Annotated in this window: 14 protein-coding genes; 10 read left to right on the plus strand and 4 right to left on the minus strand. The window is 46.6% G+C overall.

Translation table 11 applies throughout. The annotated features are described in order from the left end of the window. Positions 1 to 463 precede the first annotated feature (463 nt). From ELAC_RS11085 to metG, 6 genes are all read left to right on the plus strand, one after another. Positions 464 to 1,396 carry a C40 family peptidase gene (locus tag ELAC_RS11085; RefSeq protein ID WP_098039359.1) on the plus strand — a complete coding sequence of 311 codons (933 nt, stop codon included), beginning with the start codon at positions 464 to 466 and terminating at the stop codon, positions 1,394 to 1,396. A gap of 442 nt (positions 1,397 to 1,838) precedes the next feature. Next, positions 1,839 to 2,720: a YicC/YloC family endoribonuclease gene (locus ELAC_RS11090; protein WP_098039360.1), complete on the plus strand. Its 882-nt coding sequence runs from the start codon at positions 1,839 to 1,841 to the stop codon at positions 2,718 to 2,720. A 4-nt stretch (positions 2,721 to 2,724) separates the two neighbouring features. Continuing rightward, a complete protein-coding gene (gmk, locus tag ELAC_RS11095) occupies positions 2,725 to 3,318 on the plus strand; it encodes a guanylate kinase (RefSeq protein ID WP_098039361.1) in 594 nt (197 codons plus the stop codon). A gap of 69 nt (positions 3,319 to 3,387) precedes the next feature. Continuing rightward, the gene (locus ELAC_RS11100) at positions 3,388 to 3,726 is read left to right on the plus strand and encodes a hypothetical protein (protein WP_098039362.1); all 339 of its coding nucleotides are present in this window, start codon (positions 3,388 to 3,390) and stop codon (positions 3,724 to 3,726) included. 266 nt (positions 3,727 to 3,992) lie between these two features. After that, a complete protein-coding gene (locus ELAC_RS11105; RefSeq protein WP_098039363.1) occupies positions 3,993 to 4,688 on the plus strand; it encodes a hypothetical protein in 696 nt (231 codons plus the stop codon). Between the two features lie 16 nt (positions 4,689 to 4,704). Continuing rightward, the gene (metG, locus tag ELAC_RS11110) at positions 4,705 to 6,756 is read left to right on the plus strand and encodes a methionine--tRNA ligase (RefSeq protein WP_098039364.1); all 2,052 of its coding nucleotides are present in this window, start codon (positions 4,705 to 4,707) and stop codon (positions 6,754 to 6,756) included. 157 nt (positions 6,757 to 6,913) lie between these two features. Here the strand turns inward: metG and ELAC_RS11115 are convergent, their stop codons facing one another. Next, positions 6,914 to 7,816 (minus strand): NADAR family protein, encoded by a 903-nt coding sequence (locus ELAC_RS11115; protein ID WP_098039365.1) that lies wholly within the window; start codon positions 7,814 to 7,816, stop codon positions 6,914 to 6,916. Between the two features lie 268 nt (positions 7,817 to 8,084). Between ELAC_RS11115 and ELAC_RS11120 the strand changes: the two genes are divergently transcribed. From ELAC_RS11120 to ELAC_RS11130, 3 genes are all read left to right on the plus strand, one after another. Next, the gene (locus ELAC_RS11120) at positions 8,085 to 9,521 is read left to right on the plus strand and encodes a hypothetical protein (RefSeq protein WP_098039366.1); all 1,437 of its coding nucleotides are present in this window, start codon (positions 8,085 to 8,087) and stop codon (positions 9,519 to 9,521) included. A 339-nt stretch (positions 9,522 to 9,860) separates the two neighbouring features. After that, the gene (gene rpmB / locus ELAC_RS11125; RefSeq protein ID WP_098039367.1) at positions 9,861 to 10,136 is read left to right on the plus strand and encodes a 50S ribosomal protein L28; all 276 of its coding nucleotides are present in this window, start codon (positions 9,861 to 9,863) and stop codon (positions 10,134 to 10,136) included. 26 nt (positions 10,137 to 10,162) lie between these two features. Beyond that, positions 10,163 to 10,627 (plus strand): hypothetical protein, encoded by a 465-nt coding sequence (locus tag ELAC_RS11130; protein ID WP_143406505.1) that lies wholly within the window; start codon positions 10,163 to 10,165, stop codon positions 10,625 to 10,627. A 64-nt stretch (positions 10,628 to 10,691) separates the two neighbouring features. On the opposite strand, the gene surE is transcribed toward ELAC_RS11130, so the two are convergent. Then, positions 10,692 to 11,465 carry a 5'/3'-nucleotidase SurE gene (gene surE, locus ELAC_RS11135; RefSeq protein ID WP_098039369.1) on the minus strand — a complete coding sequence of 258 codons (774 nt, stop codon included), beginning with the start codon at positions 11,463 to 11,465 and terminating at the stop codon, positions 10,692 to 10,694. A 232-nt stretch (positions 11,466 to 11,697) separates the two neighbouring features. Here surE and ELAC_RS11140 point away from each other — a divergent pair, with 232 nt between their 5' ends. Beyond that, entirely contained in the window at positions 11,698 to 12,753 is a 1,056-nt protein-coding gene (locus ELAC_RS11140; protein ID WP_098039370.1) for a hypothetical protein, read from the plus strand. Positions 12,754 to 12,765: 12 nt separating this feature from the next. Here ELAC_RS11140 and ELAC_RS11145 read toward each other — a convergent pair whose 3' ends face one another. Further along, on the minus strand, positions 12,766 to 14,598 hold the full coding sequence (locus ELAC_RS11145) for a hypothetical protein (protein ID WP_098039371.1): 1,833 nt from the start codon (positions 14,596 to 14,598) through the stop codon (positions 12,766 to 12,768). A 172-nt stretch (positions 14,599 to 14,770) separates the two neighbouring features. After that, positions 14,771 to 17,749 carry a hypothetical protein gene (locus tag ELAC_RS11150; protein ID WP_098039372.1) on the minus strand — a complete coding sequence of 993 codons (2,979 nt, stop codon included), beginning with the start codon at positions 17,747 to 17,749 and terminating at the stop codon, positions 14,771 to 14,773. Between the last annotated feature and the right edge of the window lie 104 nt (positions 17,750 to 17,853).

Consider the following 17,853-nt stretch of genomic DNA (forward strand, 5'->3'; position numbering starts at 1 on the left):
TGGAAGTTCTTTGCAATTTTGGGCAAAGAGAGTGTTAACGGAATCGGGTTTTCATCGATTGGAAAAATTTCCAAAGGCGATCGTCTATGAGGCCGCCTACAAACAAATCATACGATTCCAGTTTGTGGACAGTTCCTAGTCATTCCGCGGTGTTGAGAGGACGCACTTTATACTAGGTGATTTACAATCTCTCACTCTTGGGCAGCTTCCTCTTGTCAAAGATCAATTTTTTAGACATTTTCGTTATGGCTCTATCAATATATTATAATGAATTTTTAGAACTTAGGGCTGTACTAAAACTTAAATAATTTGGCTCCCATTAACTTGTCTCAATAAAAATTTTCATATAAAACTACTGAATCTTTTATGAGGACAGGCTCGTGGAAAAAGGCGGATTTTTGGCCCGATTCATCAATTAAAGGAAGTGTCCGAGAAAAGCAAGTAATTTATTGGGGGTAAAAAGATGAGTTCTGTCGGGCAGATGTATCGAGTGGTAGTTCCTGTTGCGGAGCTTAGAAAGAGAGCTTTTATTCCCTTGCAACCCGAATGGATCGACCGAGAGCTTGAGACGCAGTTGCTTTTAGGTGAGGATGTTAAACTGCTTGCAGAGGAGGGTGATTTATACTTTATCGAAGCGGTAGAGCAGGAGGTGTTCAGTCTGGAGAGGGGATGGGAAGGGTACCGAGGTTATATTCGAAAAGACGCAGTTTGCCAGCAGGTTGGACAAGGGCAAGCAAGAGGTGTTGTTTTAAATTTTAATACAGCTTTATATCCCGATAAAAGGGGGCTTCAGCCTTTATCGATTCTGTCGTATGGATCGACGGTCTCTTTGTGCGGTGAGGAAGATTGGCTTTCCGTGCAGCTCGATCAAGGAAGGCAAGGTTGGATCAGGAGAGAAGCTGTCACTGAATCGGAGCGGCTGTCAGCGGCTTCGTCTGGAATTTCGGCTCTTTCAGAAGCAAAAAAATTCTTGGGTACCCGCTATTTTTGGGGCGGGAGGAGCTCTCCGACTGCTGAAGAGAAGCCTTTCAGGGGAGTGGATTGTTCCGGTCTTGTGCACTTAAGTTACAAAGCAATAGGAGTCAACATCCCAAGGAATGCGCATGATCAATTTTTGAAAGCTGCACAAATTCCCTTTGGCGAGCTTGAGCCGGGAGATCTGATTTTCTCCTCCGAAAAAGGAATTGAGGGTCGGATTGATCATGTGATGATGGCGGCAGGGCAGGGTCAATTAATTGAAGCTGTAATGAGCCAGGGGATTGTGCGTCTGATCCGTTGGGAAGAGAAATGGGCGGGTCATTCACCGGACATGAAACAGAGCTGCCAAAGGATCGGGGGGAGCGCCGTCTATGCCGCAACTTTTAGACCGTTTACTAAGAGACTGTCCACCAACTGAAATCGTAAGACCTTGTTTTTAAATTATAAAATTGATGTTTTTTAAGATTGCAACTCACCCAATAGTAGAAATATGAGGTGAATTGCAATCTTTCAGTCTTGGAGGCGCTCTCAAAGTTTTCATGCTAAATTTTGAGATGCTTTCAGTGTAATGAAGTTTGCATCGGCAGGCATGTTCTTGTCGCCCCGCACATTCTCTCGGTCTTCTCCCAGTCTATTCTTTTGACCTAAATACGTTTTTTTTTTAATATAAACCATTGAACCTATCTCGGTAAAACGTTCCCGGCAGTTTTAGTTTTTAAAACACTCCTTTGACTGGCAAGTAATACCTCCGATGGAGGCGCTTTAGAGGCTTTTAACGGATCCGTAAACTCTCCTTCGTAGAAGGATTGTCCGGCTAATTTTTAGGTTCGTGCTATTTTTAATTTAACCGTAGTGTCGCCATGTTAAAAAGTATGACGGCATATGGTCGATCCATTTCTGAAAATTCGATCGGCCAATGCACTCTGGAGATCAACTGTGTAAACAGGAGGCATCTGGAAGTGCACCTTGTGCTGCCTAAAGAATTTATGCGCTTGGAATACCTTCTCAGGAAACGTATCTCTGAGCGGATCTCCAGGGGGAATCTGACTGTTAAAGCCGGCTTTAAGTTTCATGAAAGTGCCCCTTTTTCAGTAAAGCCCAACATGCCTCTTTGCAGGCAGCATTTCGAGGCATGGAAGAGCATAGCCGCCTTGATAGGTAAGGATGAGAAGGAGATCTCCCTGTCTCTGTTTCAGAGGGATGCACTGTTTACTCTTGAGGAAGATGAGGAAACTCTTCAGAAGGTCGAGGGTCTAATTGTTGCGGCGCTCGATAAAGCGCTTGAAGCAATGCAGGCCATGATGGCCAATGAGGGAAAAGCCTTAACCGCCGACATTGAGGCAAGACTTGACTTGTTGAGTCGAGGTCTAAAGGAAATTGAGGCTTCGGCGACAAAAGCTTCTGAAAAAATGCGCGAGCGGCTCCTTGCAAAAATATCGGAACTGCTACCCCTAACCGAAGAAAATCACGAAAGGGTTTTGCGAGAAGTGTGCCTTTTTGCAGACAGGGTCGATATAGCAGAAGAGATCACACGCCTTAAATCCCATTTCCTCCAATTCAGGGAAACACTGCTTGAACCCGCGCAATCCCAAGGGAAAAAGCTGGAGTTTATTTTGCAGGAGATGCACCGGGAAATTAACACGATCGGTTCCAAGTCGCAGGAAATTTCGATTTCTAAAACCGTGATCGAATTTAAGACCGAAATCGAAAGAATACGCGAGCAGTTGCAAAATGTCGAGTAGCCGGATGTCCAAAAAAGGGGAGGGAGCAAAGAGAAGAGGACTTCTTTTTGTGCTTAGCGCGCCCGCGGGAACCGGCAAAACAACGCTTGTCAAGAAATTGCAGAAAGAGTGTCCCAATATTGTTCAGAGTATCTCATCGACGACAAGATCGATGAGAGCGGGAGAAATTGAGGGAGAAGACTATTTCTTTGTGACTAAAGAGGAGTTTGAAGAGAAAGTTCAAACTGATGCTTTTTTAGAGTATGTCAAACTTTATGGCGATTACTACGGCACATCGAGAGAGTGGGTTGAAGAAAATCTATCGCGAGGAAAGCACGTCTTTTTAGTGATAGATACCCAAGGAGCCTTGAAACTGATTGATTCGGTAGCCTGCATTTTGATTTTTGTGCACCCACCCTCGTTGGAAGAGCTGAAAAGGCGTCTCGTGGGCAGGCAGACAGAGAGCATCGAGGTTATTGAAAAAAGGCTGGAGTGGGCCAAGAGCGAATTAGAAAAAGCACAGTTTTACGATTACAGCATTGTCAATGACGACATCGATATAGCGCATCAAGTTTTGAAGAGTATCGTAGTGGCCGAAGAGCATCGAACGGGCATATGAAGTATCGATAAGCCTAGCCCGGGTCGAAGGATTAAATTTTTAAAGAAGAAATTTCCAAAGGAGCGTTTGATGAAATTTGAGGAAAATCTAACCAATGAATCTCTGACGAAGAGATTCAACAACCAGTTTGAACTCGTTCGTTACGCCATTTCCAGAGCAAGAAATGCCATATTGTCCGGAAGAGACCCGCAAGTAAAATCGGAAACGCAAAACCTTTCGGCGAAAGTGTTAGTGGAGATCGGCCTTGGCATCGACCTTTATGAAGAGGTGGATTCTCACGAGGAAGAGGAAGAGGTCAATGAACCTGTTGCGACCAAAAAAGAGATTATCGATTTTGACGACGACGAAGATGAAGAAGAAGAAGTGGAAGTTACCCCCAAGGCAAAGAAAAAGGCCTCCGAGGAGTAGCCCCATCGTAATCTTAAAATCGGTGTAGATTAAAGTATCTATAGCCGCGAATGAGTCAAGGGTCAGGCAACCTCTAGCGTCCTGGCCCTGATTGAAGAGGCTCTCTTTTTTAGAATTCTCTCCATCCCGACTTCTCATTAAGAGGGTGTCTGCATATACCGAAAGTCACCATAAATCCGGTATAATCCAATCTGGATGTTAAAATTGTCTGCAGCGGCAAAGCATACTGATTTGAGCTAAGCCGCTTAAGCGGGGTAAGCACTCTGATGAACCAATTTATCAAATGGACACCTCTTTTGCTTGAAGTGGACAACCTAAACATCGCTCTTTTTGCCCTCTTTGTGATCGCCTGCTTTTTTATTCTCTGCCTGTATGCGTTTTATGTGTTCTGGCTAGTTCCCTCGAGGCCAGCTATCTCTCCTTACACCAAGCAACCTCTGCGCTTTGGGGAAGATGTCAAGCTCAGTTCGGCGGAAACGATTATGCGTTTTTTGCACTACGAAGTGGGCGGATACGACAATAAAGTGTTCGCGATGAAAAAGTCTATGGTGTGCCGGGATACGGGCCGTATTTTTCAAGACTGCGTCAATGCGATGGGCAGGGCCCAGGTCGACTGGACCTTTTTGCAAAAACGGTGCCCAGGAACTTGGGTATCGTGGGGAAGCCTGACCGATGAGCAGAAGCAGGATATACTGGACAGCCAAGGGCAGGTTGATGGATTTCAGACCGAAAAGTCTTGCCCTCATCCCTCACCCAGGGCTGTAACCGAAGAATATATCTACATCAAACCGGGTCCTCTTTATGTCGATTTGAAAACCAAGGTGCTGCTGGGATGGAAGTGCGTGCCCGGAACTATTTTTGAAGTGCTGGTAGTCCAGAGGCCGGGGGACAAACAGCTTATTAAAGACAGCCTGGCCATTGTCAAGAAAAAACCTACAACGATATTGCTGAAAGACAGCTAAAGAGAGTAAAGCCCGCATGAAGAAGAAAATTCTCATTACTTCCGCCCTGCCCTATGCCAACGGTCCCTTGCACTTCGGACATATAGCAGGAGCCTACCTTCCCGGGGATTGTTATGCCAGGTTTCAAAGAATGCAGGGAAACGATGTCCTCTATATCTGTGGCTCGGACGAATATGGCATTGCGATCACGTTAAGTGCCGAACTTGCGGGACGCTCCCCAAAAGAGCATGTAGACCATTTCCATGAGGTGAATAAAAACTTCTTCAAGACCCTGAATTTTTCGTTTGACCACTTCTCGAGAACAACGACAAAATTTCACGAAAATCCTGTTCATCAGTTTTTTAATGATCTTTTGAATAACGGGTTCATCGAGGAGAGAATGACAGAACAGCTCTACTCAGAACAAGATGGCCGATTTCTCGCGGATCGTTATGTCACCGGGACATGCCCTTCCTGCGGCTATCCGGAAGCGAGAGGGGATGAGTGTCAGAAATGCGGATCGAGCTTTGATGCGACCGACCTGAAAAATCCTCGCTCGAAAATGACGGGAGCTCCTTTAAAGCTTAAGGAAACCAAGCACTGGTTTTTGCTGCTTGAGAAGTTTCAAGACCGGCTCAACGAGTGGATCGAGAAAAAGAACTGGAAGCCCAATGTCGTAAACTTCATCAAAGGATATATTAAAAATCTTAAGGCGAGAGCAATCACCCGTGACATACGCTGGGGGGTTCCTGTTCCCTTAGAGGGTGCTGAGGGTAAGGTCCTTTATGTCTGGTTCGACGCTCCGATAGGTTACATCTCCGCCACGCAGGAGTGGGCTGAAGGGAAAGGCAATAGCGACCTTTGGAAGGATTATTGGTGCGATCCCGCAACAAAACTGGTTCAGTTCATCGGCAAAGATAACATCCCTTTCCATGCAGCGATTTTTCCGGCGATGGTGATGGGACAGAACGAACCGTATGTGTTAGTGGATGAACTACCGGCCAATGAGTTTTATAATCTGGAAGGAAAGCAGTTTAGCAAATCGGACGGCTGGTACATTGACTTAGAAGAGTTCTTCAAAAAATATTCCGCCGACCAGATACGCTATGCGATTGCGGCCAATGCTCCGGAGACGCAAGACAGCGAATTTACCTGGAAGGATTTTCAACAGCGATGCAACGCTGAATTGCTTGGAAAGCTCGGCAACTTCGTTAACCGCGTCTTGGTATTTGCCAAAAACAACACAGCAAGCGCTGTTCCCGAAAGGGGCGAGCTAACTTCCGTTGATGCCGAGTTTATCAAGGAAGTTTGCAAGACAGTTGAGGAGATCAAGGAAGCTTATGAAGGATTTAAGCTAAGACGGGCCTCCCAGCTCATCATGGAGCTAGCCCAGAAAGGCAACGTTTATTTCGATTTCAAAAAACCCTGGACTGCAGCCAAAGATCCTTCGCTTACCCCTTCGATGAAAACGACCATCAACTTGTGTCTTGAGACTCTGAAGTTGTTGGCGCTTGTCTCCTGCCCCATTATGCCGGCGACTGCGACCAGAATATGGAATATGCTGAAGCTGCAGGGTAAGGTAGAAGAGGCTCTTTGGGATGATGTTGTAAAGAATCAGTTCGCGACAGGGCACTTACTCTCCGAGCCTGAAATTCTATTCCGCAAAGTGGAGGATGCAGAGATCGAGGCGGAAATTGCCAAGTTGAAGGAGATGTCTTCCAAAGCCGCCCCTAAAAAGATTGAGGCAGTGAAAGAAGCGATTGTCAAAGGTGAAATCTCCTTTGATCAGTTTCAGCAAATCGATCTCAAGGTAGGCCTGATCAAACATGCTGAAAAACTCCCCAAGAGTAAAAAGCTCCTGAAATTGCTGGTCGATTTGGGCAGTGACGAGCGGACGATTGTCAGCGGGATCGCCGAAGTGGCAACTCCAGAGTCTTTGGTTGGTAAGAAAGTGGTTGTGGTAGCAAATTTGGCTCCTCAAAAGATCATGGGAGTTGAGAGTCAGGGGATGATTCTGTGCGGGTCCAAGGAGTCGGGACTTGAGATATTGACGCTCATCGATTGCCTTCCGGGAGCTTCCATCCGGTAGTTCAACTCCTCATAAGAGGTTGTCAACGACTGAAATCGTTTGCTTTGCCTGCTGAATTGGCTCTTAGGCCAATTCAGCAGCAAGTATAAATCGGTGTGTTTTTAGTAAAGGCTCCAAGGTCGCATTTTTACTGGCAGCTCTTCCAGCAGTGCTGGCGTTAAAAAATTGGGTAATCCAAAGCGCCTTCTTGATTGGCCCATAAGGCATATTTTACCACTTGCGTCGCTCCACTTAAGTCATCAACTTGAGGATAGGGTGTTCCATCCCGCAGGGCCATCAGCATTTTGCCCAGCATATTTTTGCCTGTGCCGTTGCTGTTATCGGACCAGTAGTCATCTCGCGCCGCTTCATTGTGTTCGAGTAAATATGCCCCCTTTGTCGCATCCAGCAACTGTTTTAATTCAGGGTTTTGCTCAAATTTGGCTTCGAGAACACTTTGCATCACGAGGTCGCGTACGCCAGTGCGCCAACCGACAGGTACGATGCCATGGTATTGCTTCCTAAGCTCTTGATTGATTCTGTAGGCCTTTTCTCCGTTGGCTGAGAAGAACTCTTTCATCCTGGGGTCATTCATCAGATCGTCCCGGGCATGCTCGACGGCGGCAAGATAGTATTTTCGCCATTGAAAAGCTGCCTCCGAGCACTGAAATGTGTTTTCAAAGACCCGAACACCCAAGCGACAGTGGGCGAAATTTCCCAAAAATTCCGTGGGGCCGTGTTTGTAGAAGCAGACTAGATAAGTCCCGATAGCCTCGTTGTACTTGGTGGCGATCTTCCTGACTTGTGAGAGAAGCGCGAGGTGTTGATTGCCGATTCTTTGATTTTTCACCTTTTCCACTTTTCGCAGGTGCGGATCATCTGCCGCAGCGAGCTGTTCGATTTTTTTTGTCCTGAAATAATAGGAGGCTCCAAAGAAGGCAAATAGACTGCCGATCAAAAAAAATAGGGCACCCGCTACCGTTGCGATGATGATTTTTTTGATGTCGCTGGCATCCAAGGGTTGGATCCGAGACCTGTAATCGACTGAAAAAGGACGGTCGGTAAAAAATGATACGTGCATATCGAGGGAAATCTATTGGTTTTCAGGTTTATGGTATCAATTGCTTTTGTTTTTTAACATTATTAAAATTTATGTGTTTATAAATCAACTGTTGTTTATCTTTTTGTATTTATTTTGGTGGTTGAAATAATCTAAAATTTCGAGAGGGCTAATCCGGTAGCTAAGGGTCTATCCACAAGCTGAAATCGTACGAGTTCAGCTTGTGGATAGTCTCTAAGAATCCCAGGAGGGTATTAGATCGCTCATGGAACCATCATTTCGCAAATGTATGAATATAGCAGTCTCCGGCCAGCCGATGGGTAAATTCGATGGCGTCCCTGAAGAGGGGGCGAAGTCGGAAGCTTTCTCGGTTCGAGGGGGAAGGGGGTACGCTCATGTGACGCAGGGGTCAAGGGCGGATTCCCTGGAGGTTGAAGTGATCAGGCAGGTTGCTAAAGAGCATCTTGAGCGCTGTGTGCCCGAATTGATCGACAAGGAGATGAAAAGGGCGGTGCCTACCCAGGGCGATCAAAAAGGGGCGACCACCTCTAAAATATTGTCTGGAGAATCCCTTCAACGACCTGCAGGCCCACTCGTTTGTGACGAATTAAGGGAGAGACTCCTTAATTGGAAGAGAGCAACTGAGTCGACCGGTAAAGATGTGAAAGAAGATTTTTTCCCTGCCTCCAATGAAACCACTGCCTCGGGCCTTGATCCTATTTGGAATATTCAAAGGCTGATGTCTCTCTCCCATGCTTACCAAAACAATATTGTCATAGGCGTGGGCGGGCTTTTGAATTTGGATATCGTTTTAGCGAGGATGAAAGCCAATCCGGAAAAAAAATTCTTTCTGCTTGTCGTCGATATCAACTCAGACTATGAGAAATTTTGGGAGGATATTTGCGATGTTCTTATAAGCACCCCTGACGTAGAGGTAGGCAGGGCGGCCATCAACCGGGTGATCGGGCGATTTGGCGGACTATGGGGAGGCAAGGAAGAGCTGACATGCTATTTTCTATCGGAGCAAACCAACTGGGATCAAGCTAGAAAGCTTGCCCGGGAAGAAAAAATCCTTTTCGGCCATTTTGATATGTGCAGTCACGAAGAGTCTCGTCAGCTAAGGGAGTTGATTGACTCCTCCGGTTATTATGTCGATACTTATAATGTTTCAAACGTTGCCGGGGTCTCTGAAGAGGGTTCTAGTCCTGGGGTGGCGGCCCTAAGCCGGGCAGGAGAAGAACTGATGATGCCCGGATCGCTTTTGATTGCGTCGAAAATATACTACAGCACGATCGAGGAAGAGGGGAAATTATTCAGATCCGACGAGGGATACTGCGTTCAGTCTGTGATTCCTTTTGCGTGCGTTGAATCGCTGCCGAAAATGTTGGAAAATCCCCAGAAATTCGAAAATCCCGACTGGTTTTTGCAAGATGTCAGGATGATTATAGACAGAGGCCATCCTGAGATGCCGCGCGCCTTGATGCAGCTCGCGCAGAAGATGCCACGAGAGCTCATCACATCTCTTTTCCAGGAAATATTTAACAGGCTGCTCCTGGAGCCGACGGACGGAATCGAGAAATTTATGACGATGATTGCCGAGGGTAAGGGCTCCCTGGAAGCGGAAAAGATGAATTACCTGCGGGCAATCCGGAGTGCTTTAGAGGGGATTGACCACGAGAGTGCATTATACCGAAAGTATCTCAAAAATTGGTTTGGGGGCCTTTAGAGAGCCTCAGGATTGAAATATAGCTCGAAACATAAGGTGGGCTATAATTATTCAATCTAGGGGAACTATTCGCTGCTAAAAATCAAATTATGAGACACTTTTGCCATCGATCTCGGTTAAAGGGGGAAATTGGAAGTTCTGAGAGGGAAATTGTTCCGATGGGCTAAAATTTATTAAACAGAAGGGAGGGGAGCCGGCCCTTCACAATCTCTGAAAAATTTTATAGGGGTAGGGTTCAAGACAGGGGTTGAATCATTTCTATCCAAAGCTTTTGATTTACCCTTGTCGGATAAAACGGACTTTGATATGATAACGCCTTATTATTCTACGGAGTCGCAAATGTCTAGAGTATGTTGTGTCACAGGTAAAAAACCCAGAACGGGCTTTAAGTATGCTATCCGCGGTATTGCGAAAAAGCAAAAAGGGATCGGTCTAAAAGTTACAGGAAAGACCAGAAGAAGGCACTCACCCAACCTGACTAAAAAAAGAGTGTGGTTGGCTGAAGAGAACCGCTTCATAACCCTCCGTCTTAGCATGAATGCATTGAGAACGATCGACAAAGTCGGCGTAGGCCAAATTGTAAGACAGTTGAGAGCTCAAGGGCAAAAAGTTTAATTCATTCCCTTTGAATGAATAGTAACTTGTTAGCTTTACGTCTATATTACTTCAGAGAGAAAAGTTTCACCTTTTCTCTCTTTTTTTTTCCTCTCATTCTTTTTCACTTGCTCGGTTGCTCCCATTCGGATGAGTCGTTTCTTCGTGAGCGGGGAAAAGCTAGTCTTTCCGCCCTACTGCAGGAGTTGCAAGGCATCACCAAAAGAGAGGACGCGCTGGACAGAGAGAGCCGACTAGCTGCCTGTTTTGAGGAGGTGGCGGAGACAGCGATCGCCTTAAGGGAGAAGGGTCTAGTTCTTGATCAAGTGGTTCAGGAAGGGGATAGGAATCTCTCGCTGCAAAAGAAGATTTTGATTGAAATGGAGCGCATCTACCAGATTGACGGCTGCCCCGAGATCATTGAAAAGGCAGAAGAGACAGCGCTCTTCAAGCTCGATCTACACGAGTATGAGCGGGAAATGAAGCTTAAGAAAAAAGAACGGAAGCTCTAAAAGTCTGTCTTAAATCTTAGCCTGCCTGCCAAATTGCGAGACAATTTCCGGTATTGCCCAAGATTTAAAAATGCTGCTCGAAAAGAGTTTTGTGTGCATCGAGATGGCCCACGTGGGTTAGCTCGCCGATGTGTACTGGAACGGCAGTTGCATACCCTTTTTTCAAAAGAGCCACATCGCTGTCTTCCTCTTCGTGGCACTCTAAAAACCTAATCCCCATCCAGAAATATGCGCTTCCTTCCGTAGGGTGTTCCCGTTTGAGGGGAGATTCTAAAATATACTCACGGCCTTGTCTGGCAAGTTTAAACCCTTTGATTCCGGCCTCGTCATAAAGAGGGAAATTCACGTTGAGTATAGTCGCCTCGGGAAGAGGGTACTTGCGGGTGAACTCGATGATTTTGGGGATGTATGGGGTGGTAAACGAAAATTGCGGCTTGAGGTAGTCGCTGACGGAGAAAGCGATTCCCGGGATACCTCTAAGAGCACCTTCGATTGCGCCGCCGCACGTCCCGCTATAGAGGACGGTTCTTCCTGAATTGGCTCCCCGGTTGATCCCTGATATGATCAAATCGGGCGCTGAATCAAGGATAACACTCAAGGCCATCTTGACGCAGTCGGCAGGTGTGCCGCTGACAGCCCATGCCTCAGCTCCATCCCATGCGCGCTTTTTCACGTGCAATGGGGTTCTTGTGGTAATCGAAAGAGCCGTAGCAGATTGTTCTACCTCAGGCGCGACAATAGTAACTCTCCCTAAGTGCTTTACAGCATCCCAAAGATGCCAGATACCTGGTGAGTCTATCCCATCGTCATTGGTAATCAGTATGTTAAGTTTTGGCATGGTATCCGGGGGTGAAGTGGTCTGTCAGTTTGTAATCACATCGATGATGGAATGGGGTTTTGCGTAAAAAAACCCAAAATCCCCCTTAGAGATAGCAAAACAGGGGGAAAAATACAAATAGAAGATGGAGAAATTCAATTAAACGATGTGTTAAGATGTGACAATATTGTTTATTTAAAATTTATTTTTAATATATAATTATTGTGGATGCGTCTCTTTTTAAAGGTTTAATATGGCGAAGAAGTTTTCCGAAAAAGGAGATACAGGCGCGTTTTTTGAGAAAATCCCCAATTTAAAAACGACGCTAGGTATTGAAGACAAGCCACCCGATCGCCTGGTGGGACGGATCTATCACCGCATCAGACGACTTTTTTCTTTTTTTGAAAAAGGCCCCTCGCCCCTAAAAGGGAGAGTCGAGGAGATGCACTCCAAAATAGCCGGAGTGAAAAATCGCTTAAAAGAGATCAGGGAATCGGCGCTTGCCGAAGGAGCCTCGGCCGAGGAGATGCAAGCGTTTGTCGATATGATTTTACACCCTTTGATTGAAGAGGGTAAAAGATTGCAGGAGATGAGAGATCTCACGGATCCATTCCACCAGGTCAAGGTCTTAGATCTCTACCAGATATGGATGGATAAGAGCGAGTTTTGGATCATTGCCTTTAGGACCCACGCGCGCGGCTCTTTTTTTCGCCTTGTCAATGAACACATCTGGAAGGATCTGGCCGCAAAGGTCGAGAGAGACTTAAAAATCTTGCAAGACTATGCCGAACATGCCGTTCAGTCGCTCTTGGTCAGCGAGAAAGATAAAATGGTTCTGAAGAATCAGATCGATCAGGCTGTTTCGGCACATATCGTCTCCCTCGCAAGTTTAAAGAGGCTTCCGAAAGAGATCACCTTTAAAGATCTTGAAGCATGGAATCGGAAAATTGACAGCCAGCGGCTGCAGCACTTTGAGGAGGGTCTTTCTCTGATCGACAGCATGATCGAACAGTTTAAACCTCACGCCGCCCAAGAGGAGTATCAGCACCTTTTGGACGTGATTGAAGTGATCAACAGCATAGAGGAACAGACGCTCAGGCTAAAGCAGAAGGCGAAAAGGACTGGAGTCGACAGCGACGAGTGGCAGATCATCAGAGACAAGGCAGCGCTACTCGGTAGGGAGGCGCACAGCATTTCTTTAGATCTTAGACTTTCCCAACCCTTAGTGGAAAGACTTGAGGATATCGACGAGATGTTAGCATCTATCCTCACTCATGCCTCAGGCACATTTTCGGAGAGTGAGACTTAAAAAAACTTAAGATCAATAGATATAATCGCCGGCAATCTCTCTCTTATCGTAACCGTCAAGAACATGAAAAACCCTAAGCTTGTTGAGGGTGACCGGTGAGAGCTGTCCGATCGGGATGTAGACCACTTTTTTACCGAACCTCTGGGCGTATGATTTAAGGAAGCTCTTGGGCGGTTTTTTAGCCACATAGGTAATCAGGGGTTTGACCGAGTAGTCGATTCCCGCCATCAGCAGGACATCGGCTTTTGTCTTGAGGTCGAAGTAGTCAGGATCGTTCCAGATATCCCACATGCGGCGTGGAGGATAGGACATTAAAAATCCGCCATATTCGCAACGGCTGATTCCGGGACCTACCACCATGTCTGTTAGGGATGTGGCGAAGAAGGCCATATCCGACTCCTGAGTGTGCTCACCCAGCCACGTCATTTTCCAGGGGTAACGCTCCTTGAAAGAGCCCCCTTCCTCGGGGTTGTCTTCATCGAAAACGACAACAATGGAACCAACAGCTTTAGTCGGTTTGGCAAATACTTTCACAAATAGCTTTTTTTGAGACAGGTGCCTAATCGTCTCTTTGGCATCGATGCCATCTTCGAGGCTCGATTGAAACTCCCGGGTTCTTGCAGAATCTTCAGTGAGGATTTGAGCTCCCTTTTTCTGCAGAAAGCGTCCAAAATTTTCTATTACCACATCTTCAGGTTGGTAAGAGCAGAGGCTGAAAGGGCCAGGCGGTTTAAACACGGCCTTGGACTTATCTTTTTTTCTTAAAGTGAACCGGTTTGATTTCGGGTTTTTCTGCTTTAAGTGAAAGAGGACAGACTTGCTGTGGCCCCAGATATCTTCTGCGAGAAGATCTAGTTCCGGAAGATTGTCGATGTTGCGCAGCAGGGGGTATTCGGTGGCTTTAAACCACGCTTCGTAGGCATAGTTGTGGTCCACACACCCCTTGGCGGCAGAAACCAGGTGATAGAGATCGGGAACAAGTCGGCCTGTCACAAAGCTTAAGTTACGTCCGAATTTCATGGTATTGCGGAGGTGGTAGCTGTGAAAGTCGTTACCGGTATTTTCTTTGTATGTCTCTGCCGCTTCGCGGTAGAGTTTCAGCAGAAGCTGTTGCCTGTCGGGATATGCTTTTTTTCGAGGAGTCTCTTCACGCCACCTTTCGTAGGCCAATGTGAAATAACCGCACTCACCCATCACCTCGCGCATGGACTCTTCTGTCAGCGTGCACAGGTGAACGCCCTCTCTCGATGCAGGGGCGTATGTGGGAAACGCGGATTCATCGGTTAATTTGAGAACACGTTCGATATGCTGCATGCCGCCGATATAGAGGATTTTTTCGTGGGAAAAAGAGAGCTCTTTGAGCCGGCGGGCCATGTGCATCTCTCGTTTTGAATCTTCGGCATGCGCCGTTTGGTAACCTCTGGGCGAGTGGCTTTTATAAGCTTCATAGTAGGGTTTGAGGCCAATTCTCGTCAGGGAGTAGGGGTCGGGGAAGGGTTCTTTGAACACCGGATAGCTCGGGACATCCAAGTCGATGCAGAAGACCGGTCTCTGTCCCTCAAGTCCTGAGCGAAGCCCTTCAAAGGCTGGGTCGCATGGTTCGGCAAGGAAATAGAGAGGGTCCTCCGTTTGGCTGAAAGCGACTAAAACACTCACATCAGGAAGCCTTGATGCAGCGTGCAAAAACATGTCCTGCATAGTTTCCGGCAGCTCCACGGCGACGCACGATGGCTTGATTTCCTCAAAGGCTCTTTTGACTTCTGCCGCGAATTCGAGTGTGTAATGGATGATGGGAACCGCGAAGATAGATCCTTTTTGAATGTAAAAGGGATGGCTTTGCGGCATTGCTACTTCCGAATATGTTGGGGACGATTCTGGAACCTATCTCAGTCAAATAGTAGACAGGCGCAAAGATTTAAGCAAGGGGGCTATAGCGTCAGTGCCTCAAAATCGAAAACTCCGAGGCACGCTGATTTGAGTTGGTGGATAGTCCCCACTGCAGTTTCACCTTAGGCCATTAGGCAAGTTTGTAGAACCTCGCATCCTGTACATCCCATCGTTGGATGCAGCGGTTGAAATGATGAAATATTCTGTCTCCCAGATATTTAGAGTTGATGTACTCTAAGCTGTCGCTCGGATCGTAGAAGAGAACTTCATCGTCTTTTTTGATGCAGACTAAAGAGTGACCAAACTCTTCTTGCTTGTCGTTGTCCAAAGGCTTGATGATCCTTAGGAAGTGGACGCCGTTTTGCAGGTCTTTCATGATCTCGATCGCTCTATTTTGCTGATCGTGAAGGATCTTGAACTCGGGCGAGGCCTGAGAGATGTCTAAGTCATAGAACTTCGCCATTGCTTCGATCTTTCTTCTGGAAAGGTCGATGGAAGCTCCCTTTTGGACCTCGATGGTATTGAAGGCCTCCTGATAGCTGCGCATTTTCGAGATGTCTCCGGCATCGCCTGCTTCGTAGAGGGATTTCCACTCCGAGATTTTGGTCACCATCTCATTCATGGGCAGATTTTGGTTGTAAAGAGCCAAAGCGCGCTTGCCAAAATCAAACGCAAGCGATGTGCAGTTGCCGCCGTCGACGTGACCGGTGATTTTTTCCTTGTTGAAGCTGACAGGGCTGACGGTTTTTTTGTTCAGCTGTCTAACCGTTCTGAGAGCTAGGGTTTTTTTAGTGGACCCGTTGCACTTCGGCCACTGGGCGCACGAAAAAAGTTTTTGAATTTTAGTTTTGGCGTGCACTACGTAGCAGGTGCCTACATCGTAGACCCCGTTCATGTTGCTGTAGTGGCTGTTGACATACTCTATGGGCGAGGGACAACCCAGCGACTCGACAGTACCTGAGTAGCGATCGCTTAAGAACGAAACATTGTCATCGTGGTTTCTGTAGCAGGAAACCAGTGTGATCCCCAACTCTTCCGATAGGTTTTTGGCGTAGGCAATCATCGCGCTTTCAAGAGTATGGTCACCCTTGGCACTCCCGGCGTAGTTGGTTTGCTCTAGGAAAAGAACCGGCTGATTGTTTTGAGCGTCCCACATCAGCTGCAGCTGCGTTTCTGCCGCAGAGACGGCGTCTCCGGCTTGTTTTGCAAGCAACGTATGCGTTTTTCCATCCGCCAAGTAGCCAAGCAGTCCCGTGACACGACTCAGGCGTCCTTCGAGGTTGACGCATGTTCCCAAATCATTGCCAATCAATAACATGTCGGATGGGTCTTTGGCGATGACAATCTCGAAGTCTTTGTAGGCCTTTGAGGGATGTGCGACTAAAGTGCTCACTTTCACCGGAGGGCGCTCTCTGCACCACTCCCTTTTCAAATCGGGCCGCCCCGCAAACACTGTCTTCAAATGAATGCTCTGCTCTTCGTTGAAGCGCTCTTCATAAAACGTTCCTTTTAAAACAGAAAGGAATACCGCGCGGTTTTTATCCAGTATCGCCTGTCTGTCGGAGGAGTTGTTTTCCATGAGGCGTAGCTGGAATTTAAGGAGGGCTTCCGGCGATCTGATTCTTTTCAAATTCTCAAAGTCCGGGGTCGCGGATTTGTCGCACTCAAAAATACGTTTGAAAAGATCTTCGACGATCTCTTTGTCGCTGATATGGAAATACCCTGTTTCCTCTGCAGTCTCTTTCCCAATTTTAGATAGAACCTCTTCCAGCATTTCGTTTGATGGTAGTGACAGGAGGATGGAAAGATTTTGTAACCCCTTGGCAATCTGTGGAACAGGCTTTTCTCCGTGTGCACTCAAGGCCAAGGCTGCCTCTAGGTCGAGGATCTCCGCTTCCACCTTTTCGAGGTTGGATTTATACTGCTGCATTAGGTTTTTTGCCTGGGAGTAGGCAGTGGTGCCGATTGTCTGTTCTGCTAGCCCCTCCAGGGACTTCTGATACTTTTCCTCTTTGCTCTGTTTTTCTTTTTTTTTCTTGCTGATTAGTGTCGCGATTTTTTTGGGAGCGAGTTTTTTAGCTCCTTCGTGCGATGAGCCTTTGGCCAGCTCGACGACTTTGCTGAGTAGCAGGTTTTTAGTTTCCGGCGAAAGCTCCCTCTTTTGGATGACGAGGAGCATGGAATAGAAATTTCGTCTATTGACTAAGTTGTTCAAGTGACTGCTCTTGGACAGTTTGCTGAGCTGGCCGAGGAGTTCAGGATCACTTGTCAGTTGCCTTGCTAAAAATGAGAAGAGTGGGGAGGTGGTGCTGCTTAAATCGATGGGTTGCGTCAGTTCTTTCCAAAGCTTCTCCTTGGCCAGAACATGTTTTAGAAGGCGTTCCCGTAAATCGGGGTCGCGGATCTGCACAAGCTCTGTAAAGATCTCCAAAAAGCACTTTTTTTCAGAAAAGGAGATGCGCTCATTGGCGGCCTGGACTAAAAAGGTTGCGGCCAGGTTGATGTAGTGAGATACAACCACTTCCATTTTTTCAGGATCGGTGGGGAGGGAGGCGACCAGCTCGCGAAGACATTCATAGAAGAGAGATTTGATCTCAGGACAAATCACATAATCCTCGATCTCTTCATGTAAAATCTCTTCGAAGCCTGTTTTCAGGTCTCTTTGGGATACTAAAGAATTAAGAGTCTTCTCCATCTTCTTTATAGTCTGCTCTTTCTGGATCTCCTGCCAGCGTAAATCGTTTCTTAAGACTAAGTCAGGCTTGAAGATGGAAGGTATCCATACAGGGATGATAAGAATAAAGAGCTTTAGCGCTTTGGCGCAGTTTAAAAGCGCGTATTGCACTCCGTTTTTGTCCAAGGTAACAGCGCGAAAGAGTATCTCACCGGCAAAACGGATCACATCCATTAGGGCAAAGAGCGGAATGGCGAACGCGTAGACTCGCGTCATGACGTCTGAGTAGATGATATTGTATTTCAGAATCTTGTTGCTCTCGTAGTGATGGATTTTATTGTACGCTGAGGACGAGAGGGAGTTACTGGGAGGGGAGAAGAGATATCGGTTTAACGACTGTAGGTTTGTTAAGTTTGTATTATAATTATAAGACATAAACAAAAACCTTTTATAATTGTTAAGCGCGTAATTATATATTTTTTTCAAAATAAAGAAAAGAGTTAAATTTATTGTCTTTTTGAGCGTGTAAAGCAATCAAA

Source organism: Estrella lausannensis (genome assembly GCF_900000175.1).
Taxonomy (GTDB): Bacteria; Chlamydiota; Chlamydiia; order Chlamydiales; family Criblamydiaceae; genus Estrella; species Estrella lausannensis.